Origin of the sequence: Pseudomonas sp. TYF_14, assembly GCF_043105275.1 — a bacterium.
Taxonomy (GTDB): Bacteria; Pseudomonadota; Gammaproteobacteria; order Pseudomonadales; family Pseudomonadaceae; genus Aquipseudomonas; species Aquipseudomonas alloputida.
The window spans coordinates 68,824-89,204 of sequence record NZ_JBICLK010000100.1 but is presented as its reverse complement, the minus strand read 5'-3'; the positions used below and the strand labels follow the sequence as shown (position 1 = coordinate 89,204).

Annotated in this window: 1 protein-coding gene; it reads right to left on the bottom strand. The window is 66.4% G+C overall.

Features of this window, described 5'->3' with window-relative positions; all coding sequences use genetic code 11:
• Nucleotides 1–30 precede the first annotated feature (30 nt).
• Nucleotides 31–20,253, bottom strand: coding sequence for a BapA/Bap/LapF family large adhesin (locus ACF8O8_RS27885; protein ID WP_392510953.1), 20,223 nt, complete (start codon nucleotides 20,251–20,253; stop codon nucleotides 31–33).
• Between the last annotated feature and the right edge of the window lie 128 nt (nucleotides 20,254–20,381).

The following is a 20,381-nucleotide window of genomic DNA, read 5'->3' as shown; positions in this document are numbered from 1 at the left end:
GGGTATTCACCCGACGGGTTTACAGCGGCCTCAAACCACATGGATACCGTTCTGTACCCACAGGTGATGGCTTGGATCCTCCTGGGCCGTGTACTGGTTATAGTCGATGCCGTCGGCAGTTTGGTTCCCGACCAGCGTCCAGTTGTCCGTCATGTGAACCGAGTCTTTGTCGTCCCCCTTGATGATCAGTGTGTCGGTAGCGGTTTCGGTGATGGCCACCACATCTGCCAGGTTGAGGGTGAGCGCCACCGAACTGGTGTCGTTGAGGTCGAGGATTTCGATGTCGTGTACGCGCCCGGCCAGGTTGCCCAGGTCAATGCTGGCATCACCGCCGCCCCACAGCAGGGTGTCGGTTCCCGAGCCACCGTCGACGCTGGCAAAGTTCTGGTCGACCACCACCAGCGTGTCGTCACCCGCACCACCCTGCAGGGTGATGTGGCCACCCTGGCTGCCATCGAGGTGGTCGTTGCCGTCAGTGCCGGCGATCACATCGGTGGCCGCTGCCAGGCTGGCGAGTGCCGCGGACTCGTCGCCAGTATCGGCCAGCAGCGATGTGGTGGAGGTGAGGCCGGCGGCGCTGTCCACGTTGATGGTGAGGGTTGCGGTGTCGGTCGTGCCGTTCGGGTGGCTTAGCTCGTAGGTGAAGGTGTCGTGCTGGCCCACCACCGCCGAGGTGAGCCCTGCGTTCAGGGTGTAGGTGTAGCTGCCGTCGGCATGCACCAGCAACGTGCCGTATGTGCCGGCCACGCTTACCCCGTTGTAGCCCGGGATGGTGTAGGTGTTGGCCGCTGTCAGCACGCTCAGCACGGTCAAGGCCGAACCGACATTGTCGTCAGCCAGCAGGTTGCCGGTGGCGGCTGTCGCGCCACTGACCACGAACTCGGTCAGGTACGTTGTAGTGGTGTTCAGGCTGGTGGTGATGGAGCTGAGCAAGCCGATGCCGCCGGCGGTGACACGTACGTGGTAGGTACCGGCGCCCTGGTTCTCGAAGGTATACCCGGCGCCGCCGCCCAGTATGCTGACCAGCGAACCACCTGGCACCGACTGCACCAGCACGTACTGGCCGGTGGCCGGGTTGAGCTTGAGCAGCTCGATGGTGGTGCCGTTGAGCAGGCTCAACAGGTTGGTGGAGTTGACCACCACCTGCAGGTCGGCCGTGGTATTGGCGGCAACCGTGGTGGTGTAGGTGGCCTGGCGGGTACCGATCACTGGCAGGTTCAGCGAGCCCAGCGTACTGCTGCTGGAGTCCACGCGGTTGTCCAGGGTGACCTGGCTGGTACCAACGTCGTTGACTGCGTCGACCACCGTGGCCGGTGCACCGTAGTTGGTGTCGCTCCAGACCTCCGTGGCTTGCGGGCTGTCGATGCGCACGTACAGGTTGGCGGCATCGGACAGGCCGTTAGGGTGCACCAGTTGGTAGCTGAACACGTCCACCTTGCCGACACTGTTCGGGCTGCCGTTCGGCGTGTAGGTGTAGCTGCCGTCCGCACGGATCACCAGGGTGCCGTACTGGCCCTGAACCGTCGTGGCGGTCCCGGCCGAGACGTAGCTGCCGTCTTTGAGCACTTGCAGCACGGCGGCGCTGTCCGGGCCACGGGCATCCACTGCGCCATCGGTACCCACGTCGGTAATGACGTTGCCAGAGGTGGCAATGCCGGTGCCGGTGAATTGGGTCAGGCTGGTGGAGACGATGTCCAGCGTGGTGCTCACTTCGGTGATCAGGCCGATGCCGCCACTGCCCACGGTCAGTCGGTAATCACCGGCTTGCAGCACGCCGATGTCCACCTGCAAGCCGATTGGCAGCACGATCAGGTCGAGCAGGCCTTGGGTGTTGCCGGTGGCGATGGTCACCCAGGCGCCGCTGGCGTCTTTCACCTGCAGGGTGAAGCTGGTGTTGTTGAGCAGTGCCAGCACGCTGTTGGTGGTCAGTGTGAGGGTAGGGTCGGCCGTGGTGCCTGCTGCCACCGTCCAGGTGTAGGTCTTGGAGAACCCCGACAGTAGCGTGGTGAAGCTGTCGGTGTAGGTCTTCGTGGCGCTGACCGCTGCCAGGTTGACTGTGGCCGTGGCCAGGTTGTCGCTGGCGATGACCGGCGCGTTGGCATCCACATCCGGTGCAGTGACGTTGACGTTGCCCGACACGTTGCCGCGCGGGTCGCTGAGGGTCACCGAAAGGATCTGGCCGTTGTCCTGAGGCGGGCTCAGGGTCACGGTGAAGGTGCCGTCCGCCTGCACCGTCGCGGTCTGCAGCACGGTACCGCCGGCGCTGCGTACGGTGACGGTGGCACCCACTTCGCCAGTACCGGTGAGGGTACCGCCGTCGGCACTGAACAGCAGGTTGCCGGCAGCCGCAGGCGGGGTCAGGTCCGGTGCGGTCAGCGCAGTGCCTGTGGACACATTACCGGCGCTGTCGGTGAGGGTGACGCTGAGCGCCTGGTTGTCGATCTGCGCCGCAGTCAGGCTGACCACGAACAGGCCGTTGCTGCCCACCGTTGCGGTACCCAGTACGGTACCGGCGCTGTTGCGCACGGTGACCGTGCTGCCGACCTGGCCAGAACCACTGACCGAGGTGCCGTTGGCGTTGATGGTGGCCAGCGGGGCGGCTGGCGGGGTGGTGTCCGGCGCGGTCAGGCTGGTGCTGGCGGACAGGTTGCCGGCAGCATCGGCCTGGCGTACCACCAGCAGTTGCCCGTCGTTCTGTGGCGAGGTCAAGGTAATGCTGAAGGTGCCGTTGGCTTGTACCACACCGGTACCCACCTGGCCGTTCGGGCCTTGGACGGTAATGGTAGCGCCCGCCTCACCGCTACCGGTAAGCACGGTACCGGTGCCGTTGATGGCGACGTTGGTGGGCGCTGCAGGTGGCTGCAGGTCTGCGGCGGTGTAGCTTGTGCTGCCGGACACATTGCCTGCAGTGTCAGCCTGGCTCACGCCCAGTACCTGGCCGTTGAGCTGCGCGGCGTTCAGGTTGACGGTGAACACGCCACCGCCATTCACCACCGCCGTACCGAGCACGTTGTTGCCGGCATCACGTACTGTCACCGTGGCACCGGCTTCACCCGTGCCGGTCAGCACCAGGCCATTGACAGACAGGCTGGTGACCACCGGGTTGGTCGGTGGCGTGATGTCGGCCGCTTGCAGGAAGGTCGGCTGCGATTCGCCGCCTATCAGCGCCACCGCTGTCACCGAAATGTGTTCGCCATTGAGCTGGGCTGCGTCCAGCGTCAGGGTGAAGGAGCCGTTCAGGCTTGCGACCCCTGTACCGATCAGGTTGCCTGCAGCGTCGTACACGCGAATGCCCACACCGCTGGGTGCACTGCCTGTCAGGGTCAGGCCGTCGCTGCCCAAGGTCACGTCGGTTGGCGGCACGGGTGGTGCGATCAACGGTGTGAGGTAGGTCGCGACCGCAGACGTATTGATGCCGTCGGACTGTGTCACTTCCAGAGTGGCGAGCGAGCCCACCGCTGGCACCAGTGTTATTTGGAAGTTGCCAGCGCCATCCACCACGCCGGTACCGATCACGTCTCCGTCGAAGCTGACGGTGACCGTGGCATTGGCTTCGCCCTTGCCAGTCAGCACGTTGAAGGTGTTGTTGATCGCCAGGTTGGTCACCAGGTCGGGTGGCGAGGTGTCGTTGGTCTGGTAAGGGACAGCCACCGAAGCGTTGCCGGCATCATCGGTGGACACCACCGTCAGCAACTGGCCGTTGTTCTGTGCCGGGCTGATCGGCACAGTGAACTGGCCGTTCTCACCCACTTCCACCGTGCCCACGATGTTGTTGTCCGGGCCGCGCACCGTGATGGTGCTGCCGGCTTCGGCCGTACCCGTCATCGACGTCCCGGCTGCGTTGAGCAGCAGGTCGGTCGGCTGCACCGGTGGCGTCAGGTCTGGCGCAGTCACTGCCAGCGGTACCGACGGGTTGCCAGTGGCGTCCTGGGCGATGATGGTCAGCGTTTCGCCGTTGATTTGCGGGAGGTTCAGGTCAAGGACGAAGGTGCCATCCGGCTCCACCGTTACCTGGCCCAGCAGGTCGCCATTGTTGTTGACCACCGTGACGCGGGTGCCGGCTTCGGCAGTACCGATCACCTGGGTACCGCTGTCGTTGATGGTGGCGACCACGGTGGCCGGTGGTGTGGTGTCCACGGCCGTGACCGAACTGATTGGCGAGATGTTGCCGGTTGCATCGGTCAGGGTGACCTGCAGCACCTGGCCATCGAGCTGTGCTGCATCCAGCTCGACGATGAAGGTCCCGTTGGCGCCTACTGTGCCGGTACCGATCTGCGTGGTACCGACGTACACGCGCACGGTGGCGCCCACTTCGCCGACACCGCCCAGCTCGTCACCTGCCGCATTGAGCCGCAGCTCGGTTGCTGCCGCTGGCGGCGTGAGGTCCGGCGCTTGCACGTTGACCGGCAGGCTGACGTTGCCGGGTGGATCGGCCTGCAGTACCGACAGTGTCTGGTTGTTGATTTGTGCGGGTGACAGTTCGACGCTGAAGCTGCCATCAGCCAGTACGATACCCGTGCCCAGTACGGTACCGGCCGCGTTACTGACGATTACCGTGGCGCCGGCCTCGCCCAGGCCGCTGACCACGCTGCCGTCGGCGTTGATCACCACTTGGGTGAGTGGGTCGGGCGGGGTGAAGTCCGGGGTTTGCAGGGTAGCCACTGCCGACACGTTGCCGGCCGCATCGGCCTGGGTGAAGCTGAGCAGCTCGGCGTTGCCCAGTGCCGGGCTCAGCGTGATGGTGAAGTGGCCACTGGCATCGACGGTGGCGCTGCCGATTTCCTCGCCTGCCGGGTTGGTCACGGTAACCCGTGCGCCCACTTCGCCGCGGCCGGTGAGGGTGACACCATCACCGGAAACGGCCAGTTCGCCGGGTGCCGATGGCGGTGTGGTATCGGGTGCGGTGATAGCGCTGGCGGCAGACTGGTTGCCTGCCGCATCGGCCAGCACCACTTGCACCTGTTGGCCGTTGGCCTGAGGCGATACGAGGTTGACCTGGAAGGTGCCGTCGGCGCGCACAGTGGCACTGCCCAGCACCGAACCATCGGCGGCGAGCACACGCACGGCGGCACCTGCTTCGCCGGTACCGTTCAGCAAGCTGCCACCCCCGGCGAAGGCCAGGTTGCCGGCAGCATCCGGCGCGACGCGGTCAGGGGCTGTGAGGCTGACGCTGTTGGACTCGTTGCCGGCCACATCGGACTGGCTGGCGCTGAGCTGTTCGCCGTTGATTTGAGCGACGCTCAGGTCGACGTTGAAGTCGCCATTGGCATCGACCACGGCAGTGCCCAGTTCGATACCGCCTTCGCCAAGCACGGTAACGGTGGCACCTGCTTCACCGCGGCCACTGAGTACCAGGCCGTCGTTGGACAACACCAGGTTGGTCAGTGGTTGCGGTGCCGTGGTGTCCGGTGCCTGTAGGGTAGCGGGCAGCGATACGGTGCCATCGGGGCCCGTTGCGCTGACCTGCAACACTTCGCCATTGGCCTGTGCACTGCCGAGATTGACAGTGAACGTGCCGTCGTTGGTGACCGGGCTGCTGCCCAGCAATACGCCGTTGGGGCCGTACACCTTGATTGTGCTGCCCGCCTCGGCGGTGCCGCTCACCGACAGGCCGTCGGCGGCCAGTATCAGGTTGTCCGGCGTGGCCGGTGCCAGCGCGCCCGGCGCCGTCACGTTTTGCGCAGGGGAGACATTCTGTGCGGCATCGGCCTGGACCACGCTCAGGCTTTCACCCGTGATCGCTGCCGGTGACAGGGACACGCTGAAGTGACCGTCGGCGGCCACTGTAGCGTTGCCCAGCACGGTACCGTCCGGTGCTCGTACGGTCACGGTTGCGCCTGCTTCGCCATCGCCTGTCAGGGTGGCGCCATTGGCGGAGACAGCCAGGTTGGCCACGGCGGCCGGCGGCGTGGTGTCCGCTGCGGTGTAAGGTGCGGCCGGCGACACGTTGCCGGCTGCGTCGGTGGCGGTCACCTGCAGTATCTGGCCATTGGTCTGGGCACTGTTCAAGGTGACCTGGAAGGTGCCGTTGCCACCGGCTACCGCTGTGCCCAGCACGTTGCCGCTGGCATCGCGCACGGTCACGGTGCTGCCGGCTTCGGCGTTACCGGTCAGTTGCAGCCCGGTACCGGACAGCGCGAGTGCTGTCGGTGCCGTAGGCGGGGTGAAGTCCGGCGCGGTGACCGCCACGGCGGTGGAGGTGTTGTTGCCCGCGTCGGTCTGCGTAACGCTCAGGAGCTGGGCGTTGAGCTGGGCGCTGTTCAGGGTGAGGGTAAAGCTGCCATTGGCTGCCACCAGGCCGGTGCCGATGATGGTCCCGTCCGGGCCGTGAACGGTGACCGTGGCACCGGCTTCGCCCAGGCCGGTCAGGGTCAGGCCGTTGTTGTTCAGCACCACGTTGGTCAGCGGTGCGGGTGGGGTCAGGTCCGGGGTTGTCACGTTGATCGCCGGCGAGGTATTGCTGGCGGCATCCATTTGCGTCACGCCGATGACCTGGCCGTTGGCTTGCGGCGTGTCGAAGGTCACCGTGAAGCGACCGTCGGCGCCCACCGTGGCGGTGCCGAGCAAGGCACCGGCGGCGTTGCGTACCTGTACCGTGGCGCCCGCTTCACCGCTGCCGGAAAGCTGCCGGCCGTCCTGGCTCAGCACCGGGTTACTGATGGCCGCTGGCGGCGTGTGGTCTGGCGTGGCCAGGCTGGCCGGGCCGGACACATTGCCCGCGGCATCACTGAGGGTGACCTGTAGCGGGCTACCGGTGACCTGCGCGCTGGGCAGGGTGATCTGGAACTGGCCGCTCTGGTTGACGGTGCCGGTGGCCAGGATGGCGCCGCTGGCGTCGCGCACGGTGACGCTGGCACCGGCTTCGCCCTGGCCGCTGAGCACGGTGGCTGCGCTGTTGAGGCTGAGGTTGCTGGCTGCCAGCGGTGCCTGCAGGTCGGGCGCTTGCAGGGTGGCCGCGAGCGAAACATTGCCTGCAGCATCAGCCTGGGTGACGATCAGGTTTTGCCCATTGGCCACGGCCGGCGAGAAGCTGACACTGAACAGGCCATTGCTGTCGACGGTTGCAGTCCCCAGCAAGGTGCCTTGTAGGTCTGTCACGCGCACGGTTGCACCCACCTCGCCTTGGCCGGTCAGCGTACTACCGGTGGCGTTGAGGTTTACCTGTGTCGGCGCGTCCGGTGCCGTGGTGTCATTGGCCACGATAATGGCCGGCACCGAAGGCTGGCCATCGACGGTAGCCTTGGCACTGACCTGCAAGATCTGGGCGTTGAGCTGGGCGTTCTGGAAGAACACACGGAAGGTGCCGTCGCTGCCGACCGTGGCGCTACCCAGCGTGGTGCCACCGGAGGTCACGGTAATCAGCGAGCCGACCGTACCTTGGCCAGTCAGCAGGAAACCGTCGACGCTGATGGCAAGGGCCGAAGGCGTGGCCACTTCGGTACCGGTCGGGCCAGTCAGTGGTATTTCAGGCGACTCGTTGCCGGCAGGGTCGATCACCACCACATCGACGGTTTCGCCTGATGCCAGCGGTGGGGCGACCGGTATCACGAAGGTGCCGTCCGGCCCTGCAGTTACAGTGCCGCGCACGGTGTCATCCGGGTTGCGGACTTCCACTGTGCTGCCAGGCTCGGCTGTGCCGCCGACCGTGCTGCCATCCGGGCTTACGGTAAGGCCGGTCGCCGGTTCTGGGTTGGTCGTGTCCGGCGCGGTGACAGAGACCGGCGCCGAGTCGTTGCCGGCTGCGTCGGTCACTACCACGGTTACGGTCTGGCCGTTGTTCTGCGGTGTATCCAGCGGCACGCTGAAACTGCCATCCGGGTTGACCGCAACGGTGATCACATTGCCGGCCCCATCGCTCACGGTCACCGAACTGGCGCCAGGTGCATTACCGGTCACAGCCGTGCCATCGCTGCTGACTGCAACGTCGGTGGGCAGTGCCGGTGGCGTGATGTCAGGTGCAAAGATCTGGCTGGGCTGCGAAATGTTGCCGGCCGCATCGGTCAGCGTCACATTCAGAGCCTGGCCGTCCAACTGGGCGGGCGATAGTGGGACCGTGAAGCTGCCGCCTGCGGGCACGACGACGGTGCCTACCAACGTGCCGTCGGCAAGCTTCACTTCCACCGTGGAGCCAGCTTCACCGCTACCCTGGATGGCACTGCCGCCCGGGGTGATCGTGAGGCCGGCAGGCGCAGCTGGCGCGGTGCTGTCGTCAGCGGTGAACGTGGCCGACGGCGAGGCATTGCCGCCGCCATCGATCAGCACCACCGACAGCACTTCGCCGTTGGTCTGGGCCGGGGAGAGTGCCACTTCGAACGTACCGTCTGCATTCACCGGGATGGTGCCTAGCAGGTTGCCTGCGGCATTACGTACCTCTACGGTGCTGCCTGCCTCGCCCTGCCCGCTGAGCAGTGTGCCGGTAGGATCAAGGCCCAGCCCTTGCGCCGGCAGCGGTGCCTCGAAGTCAGGTGCGATCACAGTGCCAGCGGGCGAGCCGTTGCCGCTATTGTCCGCCTGAGTGACAGACAGCGTCTGGCCATTGAGCTGTGGCGGGTCGATTGCCACCTGGAAGGTGCCATCGGGCTGGACCGTTGCGGTGCCCAGTACTGTGCCGCCAGTGCCGGTCACGGTCACCTGCGCACCCGGCTCACCGCTGCCACTCAGGCTGCTGCCGTCGCCAGCCAGGACCAGCCCGGTGGGGCTATCGGGTGCCTGGGTATCCGGTGCCGACAAATCGACCGCCGCCGACAGGTTGCCGGCCGCGTCGCGTTGCTCCACGGTCAGTGCCTGGCCGTTGGTTTGCGGCTCGTCGAGGGTAATTTCGAAAGCGCCACCCGCGCCGACCACCGTGCTGCCCAGCACGCTGCCATCCGGCCCGCGCACGGTCACAGTGGCGCCCGGTTCGCCGTTGCCGGTGATCGTGGTGCCGGTGCCGTCGATGGCTGGGTTGGTGACCACTTGCGGCGGGGTAGAGTCGGGGGCAGTGAAGTCCACCGGCCCTGCGCTATTGCCCAGGTTGTCGGTGGCTTCGACGGTCAGGCTTTCGCCATTGCGCTGTGGCGCGTTGAGGGTGACGTCGAAACGGCCGTCGCCGCCCACGCTGGCAGTGCCCAGCACATTGCCGTCGGCGTCACGCACGGTGACGATGGAGCCGCTTTGACCCTGGCCGGTAAGGTGGATGCCAGCGGTATCGATGGCCAGCCCGGAGGGTTGCAGCGGACCGTCGGTATCGGGCGCGATGATGGTGGCGGTCGAGGTGTTGCCAGCGGGGTCGCGCAGGACCACGTCCAGTTCCTGGCCGTCGGTCTGCGCTGGGTTCAGGACCACGCTGATCACACCGTCGGCACCGACCTGGGCGTTGCCCAGCACAGTGCCGTCGGCGCTGATGACCTGCACGGTGGTGCCCGGTTCGCCGCGACCGGTGAGCAGGCCGCCATCGGCACTCAGTTGCAGTTCGCTGGCTTCATTGGGCGGGGTGATATCGGGGGCGGTGATCTGGGTAGGCAGCGAACTGTTGCCAGCGCCGTCAACCGCCACGACATCCAGGGTCTCGCCGTTGGCCTGGGCCGGGGTCAGGCCGACGGTGAAGCTGCCATCCGGACCGGCCTGGGCGCTGCCCAGGACATTGCCCTGCGCGTCACGCACTTCCACCTGGGTATCTGCCGGTGCGGTACCGGAAACGCTGGAGCCGTCACCGGCCACCACCACGCCGCTCGGGCTTTCGGGCAGCGGTGTATCGGCAACGGTCACGCTGACCCCTGCCGAGGTATTGCCGGCGGCATCGGTCTGCACCAGCACGAGGTTCTCACCTGCGGCCAGCGGTGCCTCCAGGTCAATCACGAAGGTGCCATTTGGCGCCACGGTGCCAGTACCGATGACTGCGCCCTGGGCATCACGCACTTCCACTGTGGCACCGGGCTCGCCACGGCCAGACACGGCCAGGCTGCCATCGCTTGCCACCACGTCGGCGACGATCGCTGGCGCGGTGATGTCCGGGGCCACGTAGCTCAGCGGCACCGAAGTGTTGCCTGCCGCATCGGTCACGGTGATGGACAGGGTCTCGCCATTGGCCTGTGGCGGGTCGAGGGTCAGGCTGAAACTGCCATCCGGCTCGGCAATGGCGCTGCCGATCAGGTTGCCCGAGGCATCTTTGACCTCTACTCGTGCGCCCCCTTCTGCAGTACCGGCCAGGCTGTCGCCATTGCTCAGCACCAGGTCGGTTGGTTGCAGCGGTGCTACCTGGTCGGGCGCCGTCAGCGGGCTAGGTGTAGAGACGTTGCCGGCGGCGTCGGTCAGGGTCACTTGCAGGGACGAGCCATCCACCACCGGAGTCGGCAGTTGCACATTGAAGCTGCCATCGGGCTGAACGGTGCCGCTCACCAGCACTTGCCCCTGATCGTTGCGCACCTCCACGGTGGCACCCGCTTCGCCGCGCCCGGAGACTGTGCGGCCATCGTTACTGATGGCCAGCTCGGTAGCGGGTTCCGGCGGTGTGGTGTCGCCGCCGTTGTCCACGATCGGTGCGGTGACGCTGCCGGCCGTGGAGGCGTTGCCTGCGACATCGGTGGCCGTCACCTGCAACTGCTCGCCTGCCACTTGTGGCGGGGTGAGGCCGATGCTGAAGGCGCCGCTGGCCCCCACCACGACACTGCCCAGTACAGTGGTGCCATCGGCGGCCAGCACACGGACGGTGCTGCCTGCTTCGGCGCGGCCGCTGACGACGGTACCGTCGCCACTGATTGCCAGATCGCTTGGCGCCGCAGGCGCGGTGATGTCTGGTGCGGCGACCTGCACCGGCAACGACGAGGTGCCGTTGTTGTCGATCGCCACCACGTCCAGCAACTCGCCATTGGCCTGGGCCGGTGTAAGCACCACGGTGAAGGCGCCCTCGGCACCCACCACGATGCTACCGACCAGCGTGCCGTTGGCATCATGCACTTCCACGCGGCTACCAGCAGGAGCAGAACCGCTGATGCTGCTGCCATCGGCAGCGACGACCAGTTCGCTCGGGCTGGTCGGCGTGACCACCAGTGGCACGTCGTAGGTCAGCGCTTCAGAGGCGTTGCCGCTCGGGTCGGTCTGTACCAGGCTCAGGCGTTCACCCGGCAGCGCAGCCGGGTCGAGGTCGATCAGGAAAGTACCGTTCGCGGTCACTGTGCCGGTACCGACCAGCGTGCCATTGGCATCGCGCATCTCGACGGTAGCACCGGCTTCGCCGCGACCGCCCAAGGTCAGGCCGTCGGCGCCGACGACAATGCTGCTGACTACGGCAGGCACGGTGATGTCCGGGGCCTCGAATTGCAGGGGTGAAGAGATATTGCCGGCGGCATCGATCAGACGGATGTCGAGGATTTCGCCATTGGCCTGGGCCGGCGACAGGGTGATGCTGAAACTGCCGGTTTCAGTGACCAGGCCAGTGCCGAGCAAGTTGCCCAAGGCATCGCGTACCTGCACGGTCGCGCCTGGCTCGCCGTTGCCGCTCAGGGTCACGCCGTCGGCCAAGGCCACGCCGGTCGGTTGGGCCGGGGCCTGCAAGTCCGGGGTAACCACCGACGCCGGGGCCGAAGCATTGCCGCTGGCATCGGTCAGCACCACTTGCAGGTTGCTGCCATCTTTCACCGGTGGGTCAAGGGTGATCTGGAAGGTGCCGTCCGGGTTGACCGAGCCGTTGGCCAGTACATTGCCCTGGGCATCGCGCACCTGCACGCTGGCCCCGGCTTCGCCGCGGCCATTGAGCTGGGCGCCGGCCAGGCCAACTACCAAGTTGGTTGCGGCATCCGGTGGTGTGGTGTCGCCACCGTCGATGTCCGGCGCGGTGATGTCGCCGGCCGTGGAGGTGTTGCCGGTGGCGTCGGTGGCGGTGACTTGTAGTACCTCTCCACTCACCTGCGGCGGGTCGAGGGTGATGCTGAAACTGCCAGTGGCGTCGACCACCACACTACCCAGCACGGTGGTGCCATCGGCGGCCAGCACACGCACGGTGCTGCCCACTTCGGCGCGGCCGGTGACCTCGCTGCCGTTGGCACTGATCGCTAGCTCGCTCGGGGTGACCGGCGGGGTGATGTCTGGCGCAGCGATTTGCACCGGCAGGGACGAAGCGCCGGTGCCATCGATGGCCACCACGTCCAGCAGTTCGCCGTTGGCCTGGGCCGGGTTGAGGATGACGGTGAAGGTGCCACCGGCACCTACCACCACACTGCCGACCAGTGTGCCGTTGGCATCGTGTACTTCCACACGGCTGCCCGTCGGGGCTGTACCAGTGATGCTGGCGCCGTTCGCAGCCACCACCAGGTCGCTTGGGCTGGCTGGGGTCGTGGTTGCCGGGATTTCATATTGCAGGGCTTCAGAGGCGTTGCCGCTCGCATCGGTCTGCACCAGGCTCAATTGCTCGCCCGGTTGCGCGGCTGGGGTGAGGTCGACCAAGAAGGTTCCGTTGGCGCCGACTGTGGCGGTGCCTATGACAGAGCCGTTGGCATCACGTACCTGTACGGTAGCACCGGCCTCGCCACGGCCACTGAGCACCAGGCCATCGGCGCCCACCACGACGTTGCTGACGGCAGCTGGCGGCGTGACGTCCGGTGCAGTGAACGCCAGCGGCGTTGAACTGTTGCCGGCGGCGTCTACCACGCGAATGTCCAGTGCTTCACCATTGGCCTGGGCGGGGAACAGCGTGACGCTGAAGGTGCCGTCTTCGTTGACCAGGCCTGTGCCGATCAGGCTGCCGGTGGCATCGCGGACCTGTACGGTGGCTCCGGGCTCGCCGCGGCCGGTGAAGGTCACACCATCGATCAAGGCCAGCTCGGTTGGCTGCGTGGGGGCCAGCAGGTCTGGCGTGGCGACCGAGCCGGGTTGCGAGACATTGCCGGCAGCGTCGGTCAGGGTCACTTGCAGGGTACTGCCATCGGTGATGGCCGGGTTCAAGGTGATGGCGAAGGTGCCATCCGGGTTGACCGTGCCTGTGGCAACTACGGTGCCTGCGCCATCGCGCACTTGAACGCTGGTACCGGCTTCACCGCGACCGGTCAGCTGGCTGCCGGCGGGGTTGATCACCAGGTTGGTCGGGGCTTCCGGTGGCGTGGTGTCGCCGCCGTCGATGTCCGGCGCGGTAAGGTTGCTGGCGGTGGAGGCGTTGCCTGCCGCATCGGTGGCCGTGACTTGAAGCACCTCGCCGTCTATCTGTGGCGGGTCGAGGGTGATGCTGAAGCTGCCGGTAGCGCCAACTATCACGCTACCCAGCACAGTGGTGCCGTCGGCGGCCAGCACGCGTACGGTGCTGCCCGGTTCGGCGCGGCCGGTGACCACGCTGCCGTCGGCATTGATCACCAGTTCGGTCGGTGCGGCAGGGGCGGTGATATCCGGTGCGGTGATTTGGGTGGGCAGCGAGGAAACACCGCCGTCATCAATGGCCACCACGTCCAGCAGTTCGCCGTTGGTCTGGGCCGGGTCGAGGGTGACGGTGAAGCTACCGTCGGGGCCCGCCACCACAGTGCCAATCAACGTGCCATTGGCGTCATGCACTTCCACACGGGTGCCGGCAGGTGCGGTACCGCTGATGCTGCTGCCGTCTTCGGCGAATACCAGGTCGCTGGGGCTGGCAGGCGCAGTGGTGACCGGGACTTCGAATTGCAGTGCCGAGGAAGCGTTGCCGCTTGGGTCGGTCTGCACCAGGGTCAACTGCTCGCCCGGCTGCGCGGCTGGGGCGAGGTCGATCAGGAAGGTGCCGTTGGCTCCCACAACACCCGTGCCGATCACGGTGCCACTGGCATCGCGCACCTCAACAGTGGCGCCGGGTTCGCCGCGACCGCTCAGGGCCAGGCCGTCAGCGCCGACGGCAATGTTGCTCACCGCACCGGGCGGGGTAATGTCCGGCGCATCGAATTGCAGCGGCGCAGAGGCGTTGCCGTCAGCATCCACCAAGCGTACGTCGAGGGCTTCGCCGTTGGCCTGGGCCGGCGACAGGGTGAGGCTGAACAGGCCGTCGGCACCGACGACACCAGTACCGATGACAGCACCGCCGGCATCGCGTACCTGCACGGTAGCGCCGGGTTCGCCACGACCGGTGAAGGTGACACCATCGGCTAGGGCCAGGTCAGTCGGTTGTGCGGGCGGCAGCAAGTCGGCCGAGGTGACCGAGCCTGGTTGGGATACGTTGCCGGCAGCGTCGGTGAGGGTGACTTGTAAGGTGCTGCCATCGTTCACGGCGGGGTCCAGGGCGATGACGAAGGTGCCATCTGCAGCGACGGTGCCAGTCGCGAGGATGTTGCCGGCCGCGTCACGTACCTGCACGGTAGAGCCGACTTCGCCTCGACCACTGAGTTGGCTGCCGGCAAGGCCGATCACCAGATTGGTCGGTGCTTCAGGCGGGGTGGTATCGCCGCCGTCAATGTCCGGCGCGGTAAGGTTACTGGCGGTGGAGGCGTTGCCTGCCGCGTCGGTGGCCGTCACCTGCAGCACTTCACCGTCTATCTGTGGCGGGTCGAGGGTGATGCTGAAGCTGCCGGTAGCGCCAACTACCACGCTACCCAGCACAGTGGTGCCGTCGGCGGCCAGCACGCGTACGGTGCTGCCCGGTTCGGCACGGCCGGTGACCACGCTGCCGTCGGCATTGATCACCAGTTCGGTCGGTGCGGCAGGGGCGGTGATATCCGGTGCGGTGATTTGGGTGGGCAGCGAGGAAACACCGCCGTCATCAATGGCCACCACGTCCAGCAGTTCGCCGTTGGCCTGAGGCGGGTCGAGGGTGACGGTGAAGCTGCCGTCGGGGCCAGCCACCACAGTGCCAACCAGCGTGCCGTTGGCGTCATGTACTTCCACACGGGTGCCGGCCGGCGCGGTACCGCTGAGAGTGCTGCCATCAGCATTGATGGCCAGATTGCTCGGGCTATCGGGCGCAGTGGTCAGCGGTACGTCGTACTCAGTAGCCACGGAGGCATTGCCGCTTGCGTCGGTCTGCACCAGGCTCAATTGTTCGCCCGGCTGAGCGGCCGGGGCGAGATCGATCAGGAAGGTGCCGTTGGCACCGACCACACCCGTGCCGATCACGGTGCCATTGGCATCACGCACGTCGACAGTGGCTCCCGGCTCGCCGCGACCACTCAGGGCCGTGCCACCTGGGCCGACCAGGATGTCGGTGACCGCCTCGGGCGGTGTGATATCCGGGGCTGTGAACTCCAGCGGTATCGAACTGTTGCCGGCGGCATCCACCAGACGCACGTCGAGTGCTTCACCATTGGCCTGGGCCGGCGACAGGGTGAGGCTGAACAGGCCGTCGGCACCGACGACGCCGGTGCCAATTAGGTTGCCGGCAGCATCGCGCACTTGCACGGTAGCGCCGGGCTCGCCGCGACCGGTGAAAGTGACGCCATCGGCCAAGGCCAGGTCAGTCGGTTGTGCAGGCGGCAGCAAGTCGGCCGAGGTGACCGAGCCCGGTTGGGATACGTTGCCGGCGGCATCGGTGAGGGTGACTTGCAAGGTGCTGCCGTCGTTCACGGCAGGATTCAGGGTGACGGTGAAGGTGCCATCCGCGGCGACGGTACCGGTCGCGAGGATGTTGCCGGCCGCGTCACGCACCTGCACGGTAGTGCCGGCTTCGCCTCGACCACTGAGCTGGCTGCCGGCAAGGCCGATCACCAGATTGGTCGGTGCTTCAGGCGGGGTGGTATCGCCGCCATCGATGTCCGGCGCGGTGACCGAGCTGGTAACGGAAGTGTTGCCAGCGGCATCGGTCGCGGTGGCTTGCAGCACTTCGCCGTCAACTTGTGGCGGGTTGAGGTTGAGGCTGAACACGCCGGTCGGGCCGACCACGGCAGTGCCCAATTCGGTGCCGTCGGCAGCCACGATGCGCACGGTGCTGCCCGGTTCGGCACGGCCGGTGATAACGCTGCCGTCCGCGCTCACCGCCAGTTCGGTTGGGGCGGCAGGGGCGGTGATGTCGGGTGCGGTGATCTGGGCGGGCAGCGAGGAAACGCCGCCGTCATCGATGGCGACCACGTCCAGCAGTTCGCCGTTGGCTTGTGCGGGATTCAGTTCGATGCTGAAGCTGCCATCGGCGTTGGCAATGGCACTGCCAATCAGCGTGCCGTTGGCGTCATGCACTTCCACACGGGTGCCAGCCGGCGCGGTACCGGTGAGGGTGGTGCCATCAGCATCGATGGCCAGATTGCTCGGGCTGTCGGGCGCGGTGGTCAGTGGTACATCGTACTCGGTAGCCACCGAAGCATTACCGCTTGGGTCGGTCTGCACCAGGCTCAACTGCTCGCCCGGCTGTGCCGCTGGGGCGAGGTCGATCAGGAAGGTGCCGTTGGCACCCACGACACCCGTGCCGATCACAGTGCCATTGGCATCGCGCACTTCGACAGTGGCACCTGGCTCGCCGCGACCGCTCAGGGCCAGGCCGTCAGCACCAACTGTAATATTGGTTACTGCGTCAGGCGGTGTGATGTCCGGCGCATCGAACTGCAATGGGGCAGAGCTGTTACCGGCGGCATCCACCAGACGCACATCGAGTGCTTCACCATTGGCCTGGGCAGGCGACAGGGTGAGGCTGAACAGGCCGTCGGCCCCGACGACACCAGTACCGATGACAGCACCGCCGGCATCGCGTACCTGCACGGTGGCACCGGGCTCGCCGCGACCGGTGAAGGTGACGCCATCGGCCAGGGCCAGGTCAGTCGGTTGCGCGGGCGGCAGCAGGTCGGCCGAGGTGACCGAGCCCGGTTGGGAAACGTTGCCGGCGGCGTCGGTGAGGGTGACTTGCAAGGTGCTGCCGTCGTTGACGGCAGGGTCCAGGGCGATGACGAAGGTGCCATCTGCAGCGACGGTGCCGGTCGCGAGGATGTTGCCGGCCGCGTCACGCACCTGCACGGTGGTGCCCACTTCGCCTCGACCACTGAGCTGGCTGCCGGCGAGGCCGATCACCAAGTTTGTCGGTGCTTCAGGCGGGGTGGTATCGCCGCCGTCGATGTCCGGCGCGGTAAGGTTACTAACGGTGGAGACGTTGCCTGCCGCATCGGTGGCTGTCACTTGCAGCACTTCGCCGTCTACCTGTGGCGGGTCGAGGGTGATGCTGAAGCTGCCGGTAGCGCCAACTACCACGCTACCCAGCAAAGTGGTGCCGTCGGCGGCCAGCACGCGTACGGTGCTGCCCGGTTCGGCACGGCCGGTGACCACGCTGCCGTCGGCATTGATCACCAGCTCGCTCGGTGCGGCAGGGGCGGTGATGTCGGGTGCGGTGATCTGTGCGGGCAGCGAGGAAACGCCGCCGTCATCGATGGCGACCACGTCCAGCAGTTCGCCGTTGGTCTGGGCCGGGTCGAGGGTGACGGTGAAGCTACCGTCGGGGCCCGCCACCACAGTGCCAATCAACGTGCCATTGGCGTCATGCACTTCCACACGAGTGCCGGCAGGTGCGGTACCGCTGATGCTGCTGCCGTCTTCGGCGAATACCAGGTCGCTGGGGCTGGCAGGCGCAGTGGTGACCGGGACTTCGAATTGCAGTGCCGAGGAAGCGTTGCCGCTTGGGTCGGTCTGTACCAGGCTCAATTGCTCGCCCGGCTGAGCGGCCGGGGCGAGGTCGATCAGGAAGGTGCCGTTGGCTCCCACAACACCCGTGCCGATCACGGTGCCACTGGCATCGCGCACCTCAACAGTGGCGCCGGGTTCGCCGCGACCGCTCAGGGCCAGGCCGTCAGCACCAACTGTAATATTGGTTACTGCCTCAGGTGGGGTGATGTCCGGCGCATCGAATTGCAGCGGCGCAGAGGCGTTGCCGTCAGCATCCACCAAGCGTACGTCGAGGGCTTCGCCGTTGGCCTGGGCAGGTGACAGGGTGAGGCTGAACAGGCCGTCGGCACCGACGACACCGGTGCCAATCAGGTTGCCGGCAGCATCGCGCACTTGCACGGTAGCACCAGGCTCGCCGCGACCGGTGAAGGTGACGCCATCGGCCAAGGCCAGGTCAGTCGGTTGCGCGGGCGGCAGCAAGTCGGCCGAGGTGACCGAGCCCGGTTGGGATACGTTGCCGGCAGCGTCGGTGAGGGTGACTTGCAAGGTGCTGCCGTCGTTCACGGCAGGGGCCAGGGTGACGATGAAGGTGCCATCTGCAGCGACAGTGCCGGTCGCGAGGATGTTGCCTGCCGCGTCACGTACCTGCACGGTGGAGCCGGCTTCGCCTCGACCGCTGAGCTGGCTGCCGGCAAGGCCGATCACCAGATTGGTCGGTGCTTCAGGCGGGGTGGTATCGCCGCCATCAATGTCCGGCGCGGTGACCGAGCTGGCAACGGAAGTGTTGCCAGCGGCATCGGTCGCCGTGGCCTGCAGCACTTCGCCGTCAACTTGTGGCGGATTGAGGTTAAGGCTGAACACGCCGGTCGGGCCGACCAAGGCAGTACCCAGTTCGCTACCGTCGGCAGCCACGATGCGCACGGTGCTGCCCGGTTCGGCACGGCCGGTGATAACGCTGCCGTCCGCGCTCACCGCCAGTTCGGTTGGGGCGGCAGGGGCGGTGATGTCGGGGGCGGTGATCTGTGCGGGCAGCGAGGAAACGCCGCCGTCATCGATGGCGACCACGTCCAGCAGTTCGCCGTTGGCTTGTGCGGGATTCAGTTCGATGCTGAAGCTGCCATCGGCGTTGGCAATGGCACTGCCAATCAGCGTGCCGTTGGCGTCATGCACTTCCACACGGGTGCCAGCCGGCGCGGTACCGGTGAGGGTGGTGCCATCAGCATCGATGGCCAGATTGCTCGGGCTGTCGGGCGCGGTGGTCAGTGGTACATCGTACTCGGTAGCCACTGAAGCATTACCGCTTGGGTCGGTCTGCACCAGGCTCAACTGCTCGCCCGGCTGTGCGGCTGGGGCGAGGTCGATCAGGAAGGTGCCGTTGGCACCCACGACACCCGTGCCGATCACAGTGCCATTGGCATCGCGCACTTCGACAGTGGCACCTGGCTCGCCGCGACCGCTCAGGGCCAGGCCGTCAGCACCAACTGTAATATTGGTTACTGCGTCAGGCGGTGTGATGTCCGGCGCATCGAATTGCAATGGGGCAGAGCTGTTGCCGGCGGCATCCACCAGACGCACGTCGAGTGCTTCACCATTGGTCTGGGCCGGCGACAGGGTGAGGCTGAACAGGCCATCGGCACCGACGACACCGGTGCCAATCAGGTTGCCGGCAGCATCGCGCACCTGCACGGTAGCACCAGGCTCACCGCGTCCGGTGAAAGTGACGCCATCGGCCAAGGCCAGGTCGGTCGGTTGTTCAGGGGCTGTGGTATCTGGGGTGTCGACGTCCGGCGCCGTGATGCTGGCAACTGGCGAGATATTGCCAGCCGCGTCTGCGGCGCTGATCTCCAGGGCCTGGCCGTCGATTTGTGGCGGTTGCAGAGTGATGCTGAACTGGCCGTCCGCACCGGCCACCGCAGTGCCCAGCAATACGCCACCAGCGCCTCGCACGGAAACCGTCGAGCCGGGCTCGGCACGACCGGTGAGGGTGTTACCCTGCTCATCGATAGCCAGGTCGGTCGGCGCCAGTGGTGCAGTTGCGTCCGGCGCAGTGACAGTGCCAGGCGCCGAGACATTGCCGGCGGCGTCGGTCAGGGTGACATCAAGGTTTTCGCTGTTGATCTGCGGTGCATTCAACGTCACGTTGAAGTTGCCGTCGGCACCCACTGTGCCGCTGCCGATCAGGTTGCCGGCGGCGTCGCGGATGTTCACCGTGGTGCCTGCTTCGCCACGGCCGGTCAGACGCAAGCCATCCGGCGAAACCAGCAGGTCGATCGGTGTGGCCGGTGCGCTGGTGTCGGGGTCGGAACCGCCGCTGCTGCCCCCGCCTCCATTGTCCGCCGCTGCTGCTGCGCCGCCCACGCCCAGCAGGCTGAGCCCGGCAATCGCCCAAGTTGGCATGGCACTGCCTGCAGTACCGATGCCTGCGACCAGTTCGTCCAGCGAGGCCACTTCTTCGAAGGTGAAACCGGTGAACGCTGCCGCATCGTACTGGGCATGCCACAGGGTGCCGTCTTCGCCGACGAAGACCATATCGCTGCCGACCCCGGCCTGGTCCACGGCGAAGAAGTTACCGATGGTGATCTTTTCCCCCGACTTCAGGGTGACGATCAGGTCCTGCCCGCGCTGGGTGACCGTGGCCACTTTGTCTGGAGAAACCGGTACCTGCACGACGCTTGGTGCGTTTAGATTGATATTGCCCCAGGCGCTCTGAGTGGCGACTTCGGATTGCTTATCGGCGACGACGATGTTGTCCATGGATGCTCCCTGCTGATATCCGGATCCCCCGGCCCGAGTGTTCGGGCCACAACCGACGTAACAGAGCCCTTTCAGGGGTCTTACGCACAGCCTCGACCAGGCAGTCGACAAACGGGTGGTTAGGGAGA